The sequence below is a fragment of the Brachybacterium sp. FME24 genome, assembly GCF_014897705.1.
In the GTDB taxonomy this organism is placed as follows: domain Bacteria; phylum Actinomycetota; class Actinomycetes; order Actinomycetales; family Dermabacteraceae; genus Brachybacterium.
Map to the genome: position 1 here is coordinate 94,776 of NZ_JABUXV010000007.1, position 15,488 is coordinate 110,263.

Below are 15,488 nucleotides of genomic sequence, written 5' to 3' on the forward strand. Positions count from 1 at the left end.
GGACTCTCATGACCCTGTGACCTGCTGCGATGAGTGCCGCTCACGCGGAGGGGTCGACGAGCTTGTACCCGGCGCCGCGCACCGTCACCAGGCGCTGCGCGCCGAGCTTGGCGCGCAGGTAGCCCACGTACACGTCGACGACGTTGGACGCACCGTCGTAGTCGTAGCCCCACACCTTCGACAGCAGCAGGTCGCGGGTGAGCACCTGGTTCGGGTTCTCCAGGAACACGCGCGCCATGGTGAACTCGCGGGAGGACAGCTCGACGGAGCGCTCCGCGAGATCGTTCCCTGCGGCGTCGTGCGCTGCGAACGTCGCGATGCGGGTGCGCAGGTCGAGCCGGAGATCGCCGAGCACGAGCAGGTCGCTGCTGACGGCGCCCGCCCCCGCAGTCGCCTCGCGGGCGCGGAGCTTCACGCGGGCCAGCAGCTCCTCGAAGCGGAAGGGCTTGGCGATGTAGTCGTTGGCCCCGCCCTCGAGCCCCTGCACGGTGTCGTCGACGCTGGTGCGGGCGGTGACCATGAGGATCGGGATCTGCACGTCCATCGCGCGCAGCGCCTTGAGGACCTGGAAGCCGTCCATGCGCGGCAGTCCCACATCGAGGATCAGCAGGTCGAAGTCCCCGCTGGAGGCGAGGTCGAGCGCGCTGATGCCGTCCTCGACCACGGTCGACGCGTACCCGTTGGCCTTCAGGCCGCGCTCGACGAAACGCGCGATCCGCGCCTCGTCCTCGGCGATCAGGATCCTCATGAACTGCTCCCCATCCTTCTCGTGCGCTGTGGATCGGTCGTCTCCGAACTCCCGGAATCGACCTCAGTATGGCTGCGGGGGCGGTCCTCACCGCTGCTGTTCTCACCGGTTGTCCCTGCGGCACCATCGGCGGTGTCCGCGTCGTCGGGCGTCCCCGCGGCGAACTGCGGGAACACGAGGATGAAGGTCGATCCCCTGCCGGGCGCGGACAGCAGGCGCACCACGCCGCCGTGCCCTTCCGCGATCGCCAGCACGATCGGCAGCCCCAGACCGGAGCCGGACCCCGCACCGGAACCCGGACCCGCACCGCGGGTGTCGTCGACGCGGGTGAAACGCTCGAAGATGCGCCGCTGGTCGTCCGTCGCGATGCCGACGCCCTCATCCCGCACCCCGATATGGATCTCGGGGCCCTCGGGGCCCACCACCTGGTCCACACCGAACCGGATCCGAGTGCCCTCGTCGCTGTAGCGCACCGCATTGGCGGCGAGCTGCACCACGGCCTGCGTGAGGCGCTGCTCGTCGGCATCGGCGACGACGTCGGCCGTGCGCTCGAGCACCCAGTCCCGATCGGCGATGTGCGAGATGCGGGCGAAGGCCGAGCGGGCGAACTCGTGCATCTCGACCGGTCGCAGGCGCACGTAGTCCGGGCGCTTCGACGCGGCCAGCTCGGAGAGGTCCCCGACCACGCGGCCCATGCGGTCCAGCTCGTCGATCGCGATGTCGTGGGCCTCGCGCACGTCGACCGGGTCCTCGGCGTCGGTCGTCTCGAGGGTCCCGCGCACGATGGTCAGCGGGGTGCGCAGCTCGTGGCCGACGTCGCTCATGAATCGACGCTGCTCGGCGAAACCGACCTGGATGCGCCCCAGCATGCGGTTGAAGTTGCGGGCCAGGGCGGCGATGTCGTCCTTGCCCTCGGGCACGGGGATGCGGTGCTCGAGACCGTCGACCGTGATCTGCTCGGTCGCCGAACGCAGCGCACCCAGCGGCTTCAGCAGCCGGCCGGTGACCACGTAGCCCACCCAGCCCGCGATGAGGAGCGTGATCATGGCCATCAGCGCGAAGGTGAGCACGGACTGCCACAGCTCCCGCTGCTGCGCACCGATGTCGTTGGCCACCACGAAGATGCCCTCGGCGTCGTCCCCGGCGACCCCGACCGAGGCGACCAGCACGCGCAGTTCCCGGTCCCCGACCATCATCGTGGTGATCACCGTGCGACCGCTGCGGTGCGCGGCGACGATGTCCTCGAGCACGCGCTGCGACTCCGGGGAGTCGTCGGGGACCAGCTCGAAATCCTGGGATCGCGGCTTGTGCGCCGGCTCCCCATCGATCAGGGCGACCACGGACTCATGGTCCGAGGGCGCGGCGGAGTCCGTGGCCGACTGCAGCACGCTGTCGACCGACGTGTGCACGTAGCTGCCGTCCTCGCCCGCGTCCTGGGCGATCAGGTCGAGCTCGCGCCACTCCTGCCAGAGCTCGGCCTCGACGCGATCATCGAGCACCCGGAACTGGGCCGCATAGGTCAGCACGCCCGTGATGGCCAGACCCAGGACCATGAAGGTGAGCATCGTCGTCAGCATGCGGGTGCGCACGGTCCAGCCGCGGGTCGCGGAGCTGGCGACACTGCGGCGAGTCCTGGTCAGGGGCATGGTCGAATCGTAGGGGACGCAGACCTGCTCCCGCCCCGGCGGTGACCGCGTCAGTCACGACCGAGACGGCGACGGATCACGCCGACGATGCCTCCGCGCTCCTTGAGGGACCGACGACGACCGGAGCGACCGGTGGTGTCGCCCTCCATGGGACCTGAGCCCCGCGTGGCGATGCTCCCCGTGCTGCCAGGTCCGTCCGAATGCCCGACAGGGGCCGAGGTGGCGCCGGCTGCCGACGCATCGGCCGGCCGTGCTCGTTCCTGCTCGACGCGGCGCTCCCGCTCCTGCTGCGTCCGGTTCGCCTCCCGCTTCTGGGCGAGGGCCTTCTCGCGGGCATCGCGCCGTTCGGCGTCACGGGCCTCGTCCCGCAGCCGGCGCCGCTCCCCCGGGCCCTCGGCGATGCGGTAGAGCACCGGCACGATCAGCAGGGTCAGCAGGGTCGAGGAGATGAGACCGCCGATGACCACCACCGCCAGCGGCTGCGCGATGAACCCGCCGTTGCCGGTGATGCCCAGCGCCATCGGGATCAGCGCGAAGATCGTCGCAGCGGCCGTCATCAGGATCGGCCGCAGACGCTTGGCGGCTCCGGAATGGATGGCCTCGTCCAGAGTCATGCCCTGGCGACGGTACTGATTGACCAGGTCGATCAGCACGATCGCGTTGGTGACCACGATGCCCACCAGCATGAGCAGACCGATCATCGAGGGCAGACCCAGCGGAACTCCGGTGAGGATCAGCAGGCCCAGCGCGCCGGTCGCGGCGAAGGGGATCGACACCAGCAGGATCAGCGGCTGGATCAGGGACTTGAAGATCCACACCAGCAGCACGTACACCAGCAGGATCGCGGCGAGCATGGCGATGCCGAGCTGACCGAAGGTCTCGTCGATGTCCGCAGCGGTGCCGCCGACGGTCGCCTCGACGCCCTCGGGCAGATCCGCCGCATCGATGGCATCGTTCGCGGCGTCGGTCGCCGGGCCGACGTCCTCGCCCTCGGGGGCGATCGACACGGTCACGGTCTCCAGACCGTCCTGGGTGGAGATCGAGGGGCGCGAAGCCACCTCCTCGATGGAGGCGACATCGCTGAGCGGGACGCCACCAGCCAGCTCGACGTCCTGGAGCTGATCGAAGGTGTCGATGCCCTCGCCCTTGTCGACGAAGATGTCGAGCTCGGAGTCATCGAGGGTCACGGAGCCGATCGCGCCGGGGTACATCTGCCCGGCGACCATGCCGATCACGGCCTCCTCGGTGAGCCCCAGCTGGGCCGCCGCCTCGCGATCCACGGTGACGACCGCGGTGGGCTGGTCGGCCTGCAGGTCACTGGTGACCTCGGTCGCGCCGTCGGGCACCGGGTCCAGCTGCGCGAGGATCGCGTCGTTCGCGTCCTGGCGAGCCTCGGCGGTGGGACCGGTGACGAGGATGTCGATGGAGCTGGAGCCGGTGGGTGAGGCGACGTCGGCCGCCTCGATGGTGCCGGCCTCCGGGAGGGCCTCCAGTGCTGCGACCATGTCGTCCTGCAGGGCGGCCTGGTCGACCTCGGTGTCGGTGGTGATCGAGAAGCTGACCTCGTTCTGCGCGCCGCCGCCGCCCATGCCGAACTGGCCGCCGCCGATCGTGGTCTGGACGGTCTCGACACCGTCGAGCTCCATCAAGGCCTGCTCGCTCTCCTCGGCCTTGTCCGCGGACTGCTCCAGGCTGGTGCCGGCCGGCAGGGACTGGGTGAGCGAGGCGATGTTCTGCCCGGTGTCACCGAGGAAGTTGACATTCACCAGCGGGTACAGAAAAGCCGTGCCCACCAGGATGAGGATCGAGACGCCCACCGTGATCAGACGGCGCGGCAACGTGTCGGTGACCAGATGCAGCAGCGGCGCGTAGATGCGGTGCAGCCACCCGCGCTCCTCCTTCGCCTCGGCCGCCTCGCGGATCCGGGAGACCTGCTCGACATCGTCGGGATCCACGTCCTCCTGCCCCTTCGGGGCGCGCAGGAACCAGTACGCGAGGACCGGGACGATGGTCAGCGACACCAGCAGGGAGCTGAGCATCGCGATGCCGACGGTCAGGGCGAACGGACGGAACAGCTCGCCGGCCATGCCGGAGACGATCGCGATCGGCAGGAACACGACCACGGTCGCGAGCGTGGAGGCGGTGATGGCACCCGCCACCTCCCCGACGGCGTCGAGGATGGCGCGCATCTTCGCCTTGCCGTAGGCGAGGTGGCGCATGATGTTCTCGATGACCACGATCGAGTCGTCGACCACGCGACCGATGGAGATCGTCAGCGCCGCGAGGGTCAGCATGTTCAGCGTGTACCCGGTGACCAGCATGCCGATGAAGGCGATCAGCAGCGAGGTCGGGATCGAGATCGCGGTGACCACCGTCGGGCGCACGCGGCGCAGGAACAGCAGGATCACGCCGACGGCGAAGATCAGGCCCAGCAGGCCCTCCTCGGCGAGCGCGAGGATCGACTCCTCGATGAACGGCGCCTGGTCGAAGACGACGGCGCTCTCGGCATTGCCGCCGACGCCCGGGAGGGTGTCGGCCAGGACGCCCTCGACGCCGTCGGAGATGTCCACGACGTTGCCGTCGGCCGTGGCGGTGACCATCACGACCAGCGACTCACGACCGTCGGTGCGGGAGATCGAGGTCGGATCCTGTGTGGTGCGCTCGACCGACGCGACCTCGGAGAGGGCGACGGGCTCCGCCGCCTGCTGACCCTCCTGGCCTTCGTCCTGGGCGGCGTCGTCGGCCGGCATCAGGATGATCGACTCGAGGCTCTCGATGCTGTCGATCGACTGTCCGAGCACCACGTCCATGGTGCGGTCGCCGTCGGTGACGGAACCGCCGGGCAGCGAGAGCCCGTTGGCATCCAGCGCGGTGGAGATGTCGTTCTCGGTGAGTCCGTTCTCCGCGAGGGCGGCATCGTCCGGGGTGATGCGCACGATCTCCTCGGGGGCACCGATGACGGCCACGGAGGAGACGCCGTCGACACGCTCGAGCTCCGGCTTCACCGAGGCGTCCAGGCGCGCACCGAGGTCGGACGGGTCCAGGTCCGAGGAGATCGAGAGCACGACGGCCGGCAGATCGCTCGTGCCACCGGAGATGACCTGCGGGTCCGCGTCCTCGGGGAGCTGATCCTCGATGCGGGTCAGCGCGGCGTCGACCTGATTGGAGGAGCGCGCGGTGTCGGTGCCGTAGGTCAGTTCGATGGTGACCATCGAGACCCCGGCCTGCGAGCTCGAGGAGGTGCTCTCGACGTTCTCCAGACCGCTCAGGGACTGCTCGACCGGCCGCGTGATCCTCTCCTGGACCTGCTCGGAGGAGGACCCCGGGGAGGAGGTCATGACTTGGACCTGCGGGAGCGAGACCGAGGGGATGAGCTCCTGGCGCATCGTGGTCATCGCGAAGGCGCCGATGATCGACACCGCGATGCACACCAGTGCGATGAAGGATCTGTTGTTCAGGCTGAGACGGGCGAGGCGGTTCATCCTGCTCCTCGAGAAGTGCATCCAATGGGGGGCGACGCGGCGTGATCCCGCGTCCAAGGGTCACGGCGTCGGGGCCCCGAGGAAACTGTTCCATACGGACCTGTATCGAGACACCCGACCTCCGTAGGAGATCCGACCGCACAATGGAGGGGTGCACGACCCTGCTTCCCCCTCCCCCGCCGCCTCCGCGCGCCGCGCCCGACTCGCCGTCGATCGCGACATCCTGCGCCTGGCGATCCCCAGTCTCGGCGCTCTGATCGCCGAGCCGCTGTTCCTCATGGCCGATTCCGCGTTCATCGCCCGCGTCAGCACCACCTCCCTGGCGGGGCTGGGCCTGGCCTCCGCGATCCTCACCACCGTGATCGGGCTGTCGGTGTTCCTGGCGTACTCGACCACGGCGTCGGTGGCGCGAGCCTTCGGCGCCGGTCGCCGCCAGGAGGCGATCGCGCGCGGGGTCGACGCCTGCTGGCTGGCGCTGATGATCGGGGTCGCCGCCGTGCTGGTGCTCCTCGTCGGCGGACCCTGGATCCTCGGACTGTTCGGCCCCTCCCCCGAGGTGCTCTCCGAAGCCACCACCTACCTGCAGCTCAGCGCGCTCGGGGTGCCGGCGATGCTCGCGGTGCAGTCCGCCACCGGGCTGATCCGCGGCCTGCAGAACGCTCGGCTGCCGCTGGTCGTCGCGGTCTCCGGCGCGGTGGTGAACATCCCCTTGAACTGGGTGCTCATCTTCGTCCTCGACCTCGGGATCGCGGGCAGCGCCATCGGCACGGTGATCGCCCAGTGGGGCATGGCCATCGTGCTGCTGATCCTGGTCGCTCGCGCCGCCCGCCGCAGCCAGGTGCCCCTGCGACCGCATCTGGGGCAGGTGGCCTCCGTGGGCCGCGAATCGGTGCCGATGTTCGTGCGCACCCTGTCCCTGCGGGTGGTGCTGCTGGCCGGGACTCTGGTGGCCACGAAGCTCGGCGCGGTGCAGCTGGGCGCGCACCAGATCGCGCTGACCGTGTTCACCCTGCTGGCCCTGGCACTGGACGCCCTCGCGATCGCCGGCCAAGCGCTGACCGGTCGCTTCCTCGGTGCGGCCGACGCGGACTCCGTGCGCGCTGTGACCCGGCGACTGATGGTGTGGGGCGTGGGCGGCGGCGTCGTCACCGGGGCGCTGCTGCTGGCGGCCAGCTATGTGCTCCCGGGCCTTTTCACACCGGACGTCGCCGTGCAGGAGAACCTGCGCGCCGCACTCTGGGTGCTGATGATCGCCCAGCCCGTGGCCGGGTACGTGTTCGTGCTGGATGGGGTGCTGATGGGAGCGGGCGACGCCCCCTACCTGGCGAAGGTCGGCGTGGTCAACGCGCTGGTCACCCTGCCGTTCGCGGCGCTGGTGTACTACTCGGGGTGGTCGGGCCCTGGAGCGCTGGCCGCCCTCTGGGTCGCGTGCACGCTGGTGTTCCTGATCGCCCGCGCGGTGACGCTGGGGCTGCGGGTGCGCGGCGATGCCTGGATGCGGCTGGGCGAGTGAGCCGACGGCCCGACGCCGTCAGCGACGCCAGAGGTCCCGCGGGTCCGCGCCGGGCCGGAACCCGACGGCCTCGAGCATCGCGGTGGCCTCCGGGAATCCATGGGCAAGAGTGTGCGGCGCGTGGGAGTCGCTGCCGAAGCTGACGGCGCGACCGCCTTCCTCGCTCCACCACTGCGCCATCCACGGCCACAGCCGTCGCGTGTTCATCTCGAGCGCGCGGCCGCTGCCGGCGATCGCCCGCATCGCCGCGCGGAACTCCTCCTCGAAGGACCGCGGGTCGAACGGCCCCACCTGTTCCTCGGGCCAGTACCTGATCGCATAGTCGAGGTGCGTGACGATCTCGAAGGGCTCGTCGCCTGCGACCAGCTGCGGGACGTCCGCGAGGTAGCGGCGGATCACCTCCCCGGCCGGCAGACGACGGAACAGGGTGTTCGGCTCGGCCCGATCCCCCTCGAACTCGAGGGTGTGGAGGGAGCCGATGATCCGGTCGAAACGATCCAGGTCGAGCTGCTGCCGGGCCGCCTCGGTGCGCAGATGGGGCTGTCCGAACTCGAGGCCGGTGCCGATGCGCAGCTGCGGGAACGCGGCCCGGCAGCGCTCGATGCTCTCGAAGTAGCCGTCCACGTCGAAGCGCGGCACCGTCACGACGCCGTCCGGTCCCAGCAGGTGGCGCTCGTGGTCGTCGAAGTCCTCGGGGTCGCTGATCCAGGCGTCCTCGAGGTCGAGGTGCTCGGTGAAGAACAGCGCCGGCAGGCCGATGCGGACCGCCCGCGCGCAGGTCGCCTCCATGGTGCCGCGGGCGGCGGAGGTGGGGCCGCCGGTGTCCCAGGAGAACTCGCTGTGGACGTGACTGTCGGCGGGGAGGCGCATGAGGCCAGCGTCCCACAGCCGCCACGGCCTGCCCATCGCCGTTCACCGCCGCCCTCGCCCCACCGCGCCGCGCCCCGGACCTCTCGTGAGAACGGGACGTATTCGTGGAACGTCACGACATAGGGCGACGCCTTCACGAATAAGTCCCGCGTTTCCGACGGCGATGCATGGCCCCCTCCGACCCCCACAGCGACCGACACCGTGCCCGGGCCCGCTCGACCACCCAGATCCTGCCGATCCTCACAGGATCCGACACCTGACAACAGCCCTCTCCTCCACACGACTCGCTCGACGACCACTCATCCACATTCGCGAGGTGGCGCTGGCTCCCGAGCATGCAGGAGTGCTCATATCTGCCCATGAAGATCCCCGGAGTCCTCCATCGGTCCGACCTTCGCCTTCTCGGCATCGAACCTCAGCAGCTCTCGGATTGGCGGCACCAAGGAGTCCTGGGCAGCGCCCAGCCCTGGTACTTCACCGCGGAAGCACCGGCAGATCTCATCGCGATCCTGCGCCTCGGGGTACGGCCCACCTGCCTCGACGCCGCGGCCCTGCACGGACTGTGGGTGCCGCCCCGGCTCCAGCGTGTCCACGTGTTCCGGCCCCGGATCGCCCGAGGGCGCCGGACCTCGACGCGGCAGGGAGGCGCAGAGGTATCTGCCCCGCAGGCCGCACCTCTTCGGCGCAGTGGCGGCCAGATCGAGGAGAAGCCGATGGAGGAGGTCCCCCTCCAGCATCATTCCCCCGCGCTGCGCGCATGGCCGGACACCGATCCTGTCCCTGATTTGCCCCTGGTCCTCGACCACGCTGCCCGATGCCTGCCTGCGATCGATGCCGCCACGCTCTTCGAATCGGCCCTGGAGAAGCGCCTGAGCTCACGCTCCGAGGCCGACCAGATCATCGCCGGACTGCCCCACGATCGACGCCATGCCTTGTCCCGGATACGGGCTGACGCCGGCTCCGGGACGGAGACCACCGTCCGTTGGTGGTGCGAGAGCCTGACGGTGCCGGTACGGGCCCAGGTCCAGATCCGGGAGGTCGGCCGCGTCGACCTCCTGGTCGGAAACAGCTGGGTCATCGAATGCGACAGCAGGACGTTCCATGACAACCCCGAGCAGTACGCGAAGGACCGCGAACGCGACCTGACTCTGCGGTCCTATGGCTACCACGTCACGCGCCTGACCTGGCAGCAGGTGTTCGTGACCTGGCCGGAGACCCAGCAGATGCTGCTCACGATCCTGCACCGCGGCGATCACCGCCGGATGCCGGACAAGCCGTTCGGCCGGGCGGCCTGACGGGCGCCGGTCGCAGGCAGGGAGGGGTCGCGCGGAAGGGGGTGGCGCGGAAGGGAGGGTGGCGCGGAAGGGGTACGCAAGAACGGGACTTATTCGTGGAACGTGCCGCCATATGGCATCGGTTCCACGAATAAGTCCCCTACCTGGTTACTGCCCCGCGGAGACCTCGGCCTCGGCGCGGACCTCGCGGGTGGCCTGGACGAGGTGGCGCAGGCTGGCCTCGGTCTCGACGTAGCCGCGGGTCTTCAGGCCGCAGTCGGGGTTGACCCACAGGCGCTCCGGTCCCACGACGGCGCGGGCGCGGCGCAGCTGGTCGGCGATCTCCTCGGCGCTCGGCACGCGCGGGGAGTGGATGTCCCACACGCCCGGACCGATGCCGCGGGGGAAGGCGTCGGGGTCGATGGCCTCGAGGATCTCGCCGCGGGAGCGGGCGGACTCGATCGAGGTGACGTCGGCGTTCAGGGCGTCGATGGCGCCCACGACCACGTTGAACTCGCTGTAGCAGAGGTGGGTGTGGATCTGGGTGGCGTCCTGCACTCCGGAGGTGGCCAGGCGGAAGGAGCGCACGGACCAGTCGAGGTAGTCGTCGTGGTCCGCGGTGCGCAGCGGCAGCAGCTCGCGCAGGGCGGGCTCGTCGACCTGGACGATGCGGATCCCGGCGGCCTCGAGGTCGGTGACCTCGTCGCGCAGGGCCAGCCCCACCTGGGCGGCGGTCTCCCCGAGTGGCTGGTCATCGCGCACGAAGGACCAGGCCAGGATGGTGACCGGACCGGTGAGCATGCCTTTGACGGGGCGCGGGGTCAGCGACTGCGCGTAGGTCGACCAGCCCACGGTGATCGGTGCTGCGCGGTGCACGTCGCCGAACAGGATCGAGGGGCGGGTGCAGCGGGAGCCGTAGGACTGCACCCAGCCATGCTCGGTGGTCGCGAAGCCCTCGAGGTTCTCCGCGAAGTACTGGACCATGTCGTTGCGCTCGGGCTCGCCGTGGACCAGGACGTCCAGGCCGAGCTCCTCCTGGAGCGTGATCACGCGAGCGACCTCGTCCTTCATGGCCTGCTCGTAGCCGGCGTCGTCGAGGGTTCCCTTGCGGTGGGCGGCGCGGGCGGCGCGCACCTCGCCGACCTGCGGGAACGAACCGATGGTGGTGGTCGGCAGGTCGGGCAGGCCCAGGGCCCGGCGCTGGGCCTCGGCGCGCACGACGTACTCGGCGCGGTCGGTGTCCGCCGCGCTGGTGGCACCGGCGCGCTCGCGCACAGCGTCCACGCGCACGCCGGCGAAGGTGCGCGGCACGGAGCGGGGCCCGTCCACGGAGCCCGCCTCGGCCTGGCCGGCGGCCAGCGCGACGATCTCGGTGATCTTCTCGTCGGCGAAGGCAAGAGTGGCCACGAGCTCCGCGGGCAGGGAGGTCTCGAGCTCCAGGGTGTGCGGGACGTGCTGGAGGGAGACGGAGGTGGAGACGGCGACCGCCTCGGCTGCGCCCCCGGCCTCGGTGACCCGCGTGCGGAGCTCGACGAGACGGGCGGCGGCCGTCGACAGCTCGGTGCGCCACACGGAGCGGCCCTCGACCAGGCCCGCGACCAGTTGGGTGGAGCCGAGGCCGGCGAGCTGAGCGACCGTGGGCAGCTCGCCGCGGGTGAGGTCGAGGTGCACGGCCTCGGCGCCGGTGGCCAGCAGCGCGGGCAGCAGGTCGCCGATGCCGCCGTACGGGGTGGTGACCAGGAGCTGCGGGCGGTCGGCGCCGGCGGCGAGGCGGCCGACGGAGCGCTGGAGCGCCTCGGTGAGCGCGGCCTGCTCCAGGCGCTGGTCCGCGGCGAGCGCCGGCTCGTCGAGCTGCACCCAGGTCGCTCCGGCCGCGGCGAGCGCGGACAGCAGCTGCGCGTAGACGGTGACGACGTCGTCCAGTCGATCCAGCGGGTCGAAGCCCTCGGGGGCGCCGTCCTGCGCCTTGGCCAGCAGCAGCAGGGTCAGCGGGCCGACGAGCACGGGTCGGGTGCCGGCGCCGTCCTCGAGCGACTCGCGGAACAGGTCCACGACACGGGTCGTGGCGACGTGCAGGTCGGTCTCCGGGCCGATCTCGGGCACCAGGTAGTGGTAGTTGGTGTCGAACCACTTGGTCATCTCGAGCGGGGGCTGCTCCACTGTGCCTCGGGCGACGCCGCGGGCGAGGGCGAAGCAGCCGTCGTCGTCGACCGTGCCGTCGGCCGCGAGCACCGAGGCGAACCGGTCCGGGACGATGCCCACGGCGAGGGCGGCGTCGAGCACCTGGTCGTACAGGGAGAACGACTCCGGGGCGGCGGCTGCAGCCGCCAGGCCCAGCTCGGCGAGGCGGGCACGGGTGGCGCGGCGCAGCTCGCGGGTGCGACGGGTGAACTCGGCGTGGTCGATGCGGCCGGCCCAGTAGGCCTCCTCGGCCTTCTTCAGTTCGCGACCGGGCCCGATGCGGGGGTAGCCCACGGGCAGAGCGGGCGGCAGCGCCGTCGAGGCGGGGTTCCCGGCGGTGAGTGCGGACTCGCGCGCGATGGTCTCGGGGGTGGGCTGCTCGGTCATCGGAGCTCTCCTTGCGTGGTGGTGGACCAGCGGTCCAGGTCGAGGTCGTCGAGCACGTCGAGGGCGTCGCCGTGCGAGTTGAAGGTGAACAGGTGCAGCCCCGGGGCGCCGGCGTCGAGCACCCGAGTGGCGAGGTCGACGGTGAAGCGCACGCCGATGCGGCGACGCTCGACATCGTCCGCGGCGATCTCCAGCTGGTGCAGGAGGTCGCGTGGCGCCTCGACTCCGCTCAGCTCGGCCAGCCGCGCCAGGCGCTTGGGAATCGTGGCCGGCACGAATCCGGGCACGATCGGCAGGCGGATCCCTGCAGCCTGCGAGCGGGCCAGCAGCGAGCAGTAGGTGGGGGCGTCGAAGAACACCTGCGTGATGGCGAAGTCGGCTCCGGCGCGCTCCTTGGCGACCAGCACCTCGGTGTCGTGGCTGGTGGTCGCGGATTCAGGGTGCCGATGCGGATACGCCGCCACGCCGATGCTGACGCGGCCGCCGGCGAGGGTGGCGGTGCGCTCCCGCTCGATGTCGCGGATCAGCTCGATCAGGGGACGGGCGAAGGGGATCTCGTCGTCCTCGAGGCGGTGGCCCTCGGGCTGGTCGCCGCGCAGGGCGAGGATGCCGCGCACGCCACGGTCCAGCAGGGCATGGATGATCGTGGTCAGCTGCGTGCGCGTCGAGCCGATCGAGGTCAGGTGCACCAGGGGTCGCAGGCTGGTCTCGGCGAGCACGTGCTCGGTGAGCTCGAGGACCCGGGCGAGGTTGCCGTGGCCGGCGCGGCTGGTCACGGAGACGTAGTCGGGCGCGGTGGCCTCGAGGTGGCCGATGGTGGTGCGCAGGCGGTCGAAGGAGACATCCGAGCGCGCCGGGAACAGCTCATAGCTGAGGGCAGGGCGATGGCGAACCGGAGCGGTGCGCTCGAGCTCGGGCAGCGTCGTGGTGGCGGACATGGTCGGAAAGCTACGAGGCGCGGGCCGACGGGGGGAAGGATTGTGTCGGCCTGTGCATCAGGTGGCGCACTGCGTCCCCGTGTGACGAGCACTCATGTCCTGCTGCCCCTGCTTCTGCGGCCGGGAGGAACCACGGCGCGGCGCCCTATCGCTCCGTCCGGGGACGAATGCGAGAGACCAGTACTGCCGACGTCCGCGACACCGCATCCTCGATGAAGCCGAAACTCTGCTGATAGACGGCAGGCGCGGCCCCGTAGGGGTCCTCGATGTCGTCACCGATCAGCTCAGGCGGACCAGCGAGCGCTCGACACCGCGCCACAGCTTCCGCGACCGCGGTCACCGAGGGGTACGAGCTCCCGTCGGGGAGGTACGGGGCGATTCGCACGAACTGTCGAAGTGTGAAGACTCGACGGAGCGCCGAAGGAGCTCTCTGCACGACCGCCGTACGCTGGGCTTCCGTCATCGTCAGGATCAGGCCGGCTCCTTCCGCGTGGCGCCGCGTGAGCTGGGTCCCCGTGCCCCGAAGCACGGTGCCGGTTCGTCGATGAACATAGTTCACCGCCTCGGGCACGGGACCGAGGCCGAGGACTGCGTGCGTGCCGGCACTTCTCACGCGAATTCCAGAGCCGGCCAACGCCTCCTGCAGGAGTGCGGCGCCGACCGGAGAACGGCAGATATTCGCAGTGCACACGACGAGGACGATGGCCGCATTCACGTTCCTGCCCATCCTCGAGAGCTCATCGCCGTCGTCCTGGCGTCATGACTCCTGAGAGCCGCTGACCTTCTCGAGCACCCGCTTCCGGGGCGACTGCTCGACTGGACGACTCGGCTCTCCGGGCTCCGAAGGGGTCGACTCCTCGTCCTCGGCAGCTGTCGCGACACTGTCACGTCCGGCGTCCCCATATGCGTACGCGTACGCATCCTGGGTGCCCGCAAGGCCGCGGACCCGATTGAGGACGACCCCGACCACCTTCGCACCCACCGCGTCCAGCTTTGCCATCGATCTGTCGAGCTCCGTCTTCCGGACCCGCTCGTTCTGAGCCACCACCACGACGCCGCCGACGAACTGCGAGAGGACGGCGGCGTCGGTCACCGCGAGCACCGGTGCCGAATCCACGATCACGAAGTCGTAGAGTCGCGTCGCCTCTCCGAGCAGCTCCTCCATCGCGGAGCTGCCGAGCAGTTCACTCGGGTTCGGTGGGATCATGCCGCTGGACAGCACGTCGATCCCCTCCAATCCCACCGGCTGCACGACGTCCTGGAGCTCGGCCTGCCCGATCAGCACCGTGCTGAGTCCTGCACTGCCCTCGAGGCCGAGCACGGTGTGCAGCGACGGGCACCGGAGGTCGGCGTCGATGAGAAGTACTCGCGAATCCGAACTCGCGACCGCGTATGCCAGGTTCACCGAGCAGGTCGACTTCCCCTCCCCCTTGAGCGAGGACGTCAGCAGGACGCTCCGCCTTCCGTCGACGAACTTCATGAACTGCAGATTCGTGCGAAGTTCCCGGTACGACTCCGATGCGGCACCGTGCGGGCTCTCGACCAGGACCTTCGCCGCGCTCTCCGCACCACGGATGGCCGGGATCGTGGCGATCACAGCGGGCCCCGCTCCGCTCTGGACGTCCCGGGCCTGCCTGACACGGGTGTTGAGCAGGGAGCGGGCGAGAGAGGTGGCGACACCTGCCAGCAGCGCCAGCACCATGGCGAGAGCGGCGTTGCGCACGATGTCCGGCGAGGACTGCGAGGTCGGCACGACGGCTGGGGCGACGACGCGGAGTTCGATACTGGTGCTCACACCGTCAGAGGCGAGCGATGCGACCTGTTTCTCCAGGTTGTCAGCGATCGAGTTGGCGATCGCTGCAGCCTCGGCGGGGTCCTCCGAGGTGGCGGTGATCTCGAGTATCAGAGTCTCCGTGGGAACCGTGACGGTGATGTTCTCCGCCAGCGCCGCAGGGGTCATCGCGAGCCCCAGTTCCTCGATCACCGGATTCAGGACGAACGGCGTGCTGGCCAGATCGGCGTAGCTGGAGATCTGCTGACTGGCATAGCTGACTCCGCTGCTGAGGTCCCCGACACCCTCCCCGGCAAGCGCCTGCACGAAGATCCTATTGGTCGCCTGGTATCGAGGGGTCTGCAGCGCCGTGAGGCCCATGACCACAGCGAGCACGAGGGCCGCGACGAGCAGGCCCGAACGCCAGCGTTCACGGAGGCTGTGCACGTACTGATGTAGCTCCACGTCAACTCGATTCGTGATCGGTACAGCTGCCTGCGCCGCACCCTTGGCGACGTCCCCGGCGGGCCGCCGGAGGGGCCGGGAGCCCCGGACCCGCCTAGGATATACCCAAACTACGCGAAACGGACATCGGATGCCCTGCCAGTCTTTCCGGGGTGGGCGGCATGTGGGTATGATATGTCCGATCTGTCCGACTCCGTGGCATGTCACCCGAGG

General features: G+C 70.1%; 10 protein-coding genes. 2 read left to right on the forward strand and 8 right to left on the reverse strand.

What is annotated here, in order from left to right; translation table 11 throughout:
• Nucleotides 1-40: 40 nt before the first annotated feature.
• From INT51_RS09625 to INT51_RS09635, 3 genes are read right to left on the reverse strand one after another with little or no spacing between them, the layout of a single operon-like run.
• Entirely contained in the window at nucleotides 41-748 is a 708-nt protein-coding gene (locus tag INT51_RS09625) for a response regulator transcription factor (RefSeq protein ID WP_193105083.1), read from the reverse strand.
• Nucleotides 745-2,394, reverse strand: a complete 1,650-nt coding sequence (locus tag INT51_RS09630; RefSeq protein WP_193105084.1) for a cell wall metabolism sensor histidine kinase WalK — start codon at nucleotides 2,392-2,394, stop codon at nucleotides 745-747. The genes INT51_RS09625 and INT51_RS09630 overlap by 4 nt, the downstream gene beginning before the upstream one ends.
• 50 nt (nucleotides 2,395-2,444) lie before the next feature.
• A complete protein-coding gene (locus tag INT51_RS09635) occupies nucleotides 2,445-5,876 on the reverse strand; it encodes an efflux RND transporter permease subunit (protein ID WP_193105085.1) in 3,432 nt (1,143 codons plus the stop codon).
• 151 nt (nucleotides 5,877-6,027) lie between these two features.
• On the opposite strand from INT51_RS09635, the gene INT51_RS09640 reads away from it, so the two are divergent.
• Nucleotides 6,028-7,389: an MATE family efflux transporter gene (locus INT51_RS09640; protein ID WP_193105086.1), complete on the forward strand. Its 1,362-nt coding sequence runs from the start codon at nucleotides 6,028-6,030 to the stop codon at nucleotides 7,387-7,389.
• An 18-nt stretch (nucleotides 7,390-7,407) separates the two neighbouring features.
• On the opposite strand, the gene INT51_RS09645 is transcribed toward INT51_RS09640, so the two are convergent.
• Complete coding sequence (locus INT51_RS09645) at nucleotides 7,408-8,259, reverse strand: PHP domain-containing protein (protein ID WP_193105087.1); 852 nt, start codon at nucleotides 8,257-8,259, stop codon at nucleotides 7,408-7,410.
• Nucleotides 8,260-8,618: 359 nt separating this feature from the next.
• On the opposite strand from INT51_RS09645, the gene INT51_RS09650 reads away from it, so the two are divergent.
• Complete coding sequence (locus INT51_RS09650; RefSeq protein WP_193105088.1) at nucleotides 8,619-9,554, forward strand: hypothetical protein; 936 nt, start codon at nucleotides 8,619-8,621, stop codon at nucleotides 9,552-9,554.
• Nucleotides 9,555-9,701: 147 nt separating this feature from the next.
• Here INT51_RS09650 and metE read toward each other — a convergent pair whose 3' ends face one another.
• From metE to INT51_RS22670, 4 genes are all read right to left on the reverse strand, one after another.
• Complete coding sequence (gene metE / locus INT51_RS09655) at nucleotides 9,702-12,101, reverse strand: 5-methyltetrahydropteroyltriglutamate--homocysteine S-methyltransferase (protein ID WP_193105089.1); 2,400 nt, start codon at nucleotides 12,099-12,101, stop codon at nucleotides 9,702-9,704.
• Nucleotides 12,098-13,039, reverse strand: a complete 942-nt coding sequence (locus INT51_RS09660) for a methylenetetrahydrofolate reductase (RefSeq protein WP_193105090.1) — start codon at nucleotides 13,037-13,039, stop codon at nucleotides 12,098-12,100. Before INT51_RS09660 ends, metE begins: the two co-directional genes overlap by 4 nt.
• A gap of 145 nt (nucleotides 13,040-13,184) precedes the next feature.
• Nucleotides 13,185-13,766, reverse strand: a complete 582-nt coding sequence (locus INT51_RS22845) for a hypothetical protein (protein WP_226832192.1) — start codon at nucleotides 13,764-13,766, stop codon at nucleotides 13,185-13,187.
• A gap of 30 nt (nucleotides 13,767-13,796) precedes the next feature.
• Nucleotides 13,797-15,257 (reverse strand): polysaccharide biosynthesis tyrosine autokinase, encoded by a 1,461-nt coding sequence (locus INT51_RS22670; protein ID WP_193105092.1) that lies wholly within the window; start codon nucleotides 15,255-15,257, stop codon nucleotides 13,797-13,799.
• Nucleotides 15,258-15,488 lie beyond the last annotated feature (231 nt).

Bases quoted from the DNA above. Each gene is read 5' to 3' on its own strand.
- INT51_RS09625 (WP_193105083.1), bottom strand. From the start codon at position 748: ATGAGGATCCTGATCGCCGAGGACGAGGCGCGGATCGCGCGTTTCGTC.
- INT51_RS09630 (WP_193105084.1), bottom strand. From the start codon at position 2,394: ATGCCCCTGACCAGGACTCGCCGCAGTGTCGCCAGCTCCGCGACCCGC.
- INT51_RS09635 (WP_193105085.1), bottom strand. From the start codon at position 5,876: ATGAACCGCCTCGCCCGTCTCAGCCTGAACAACAGATCCTTCATCGCA.
- INT51_RS09645 (WP_193105087.1), bottom strand. From the start codon at position 8,259: ATGCGCCTCCCCGCCGACAGTCACGTCCACAGCGAGTTCTCCTGGGAC.
- INT51_RS09650 (WP_193105088.1), top strand. From the start codon at position 8,619: ATGAAGATCCCCGGAGTCCTCCATCGGTCCGACCTTCGCCTTCTCGGC.
- metE (WP_193105089.1), bottom strand. From the start codon at position 12,101: ATGACCGAGCAGCCCACCCCCGAGACCATCGCGCGCGAGTCCGCACTC.
- INT51_RS09660 (WP_193105090.1), bottom strand. From the start codon at position 13,039: ATGTCCGCCACCACGACGCTGCCCGAGCTCGAGCGCACCGCTCCGGTT.
- INT51_RS22845 (WP_226832192.1), bottom strand. From the start codon at position 13,766: ATGGGCAGGAACGTGAATGCGGCCATCGTCCTCGTCGTGTGCACTGCG.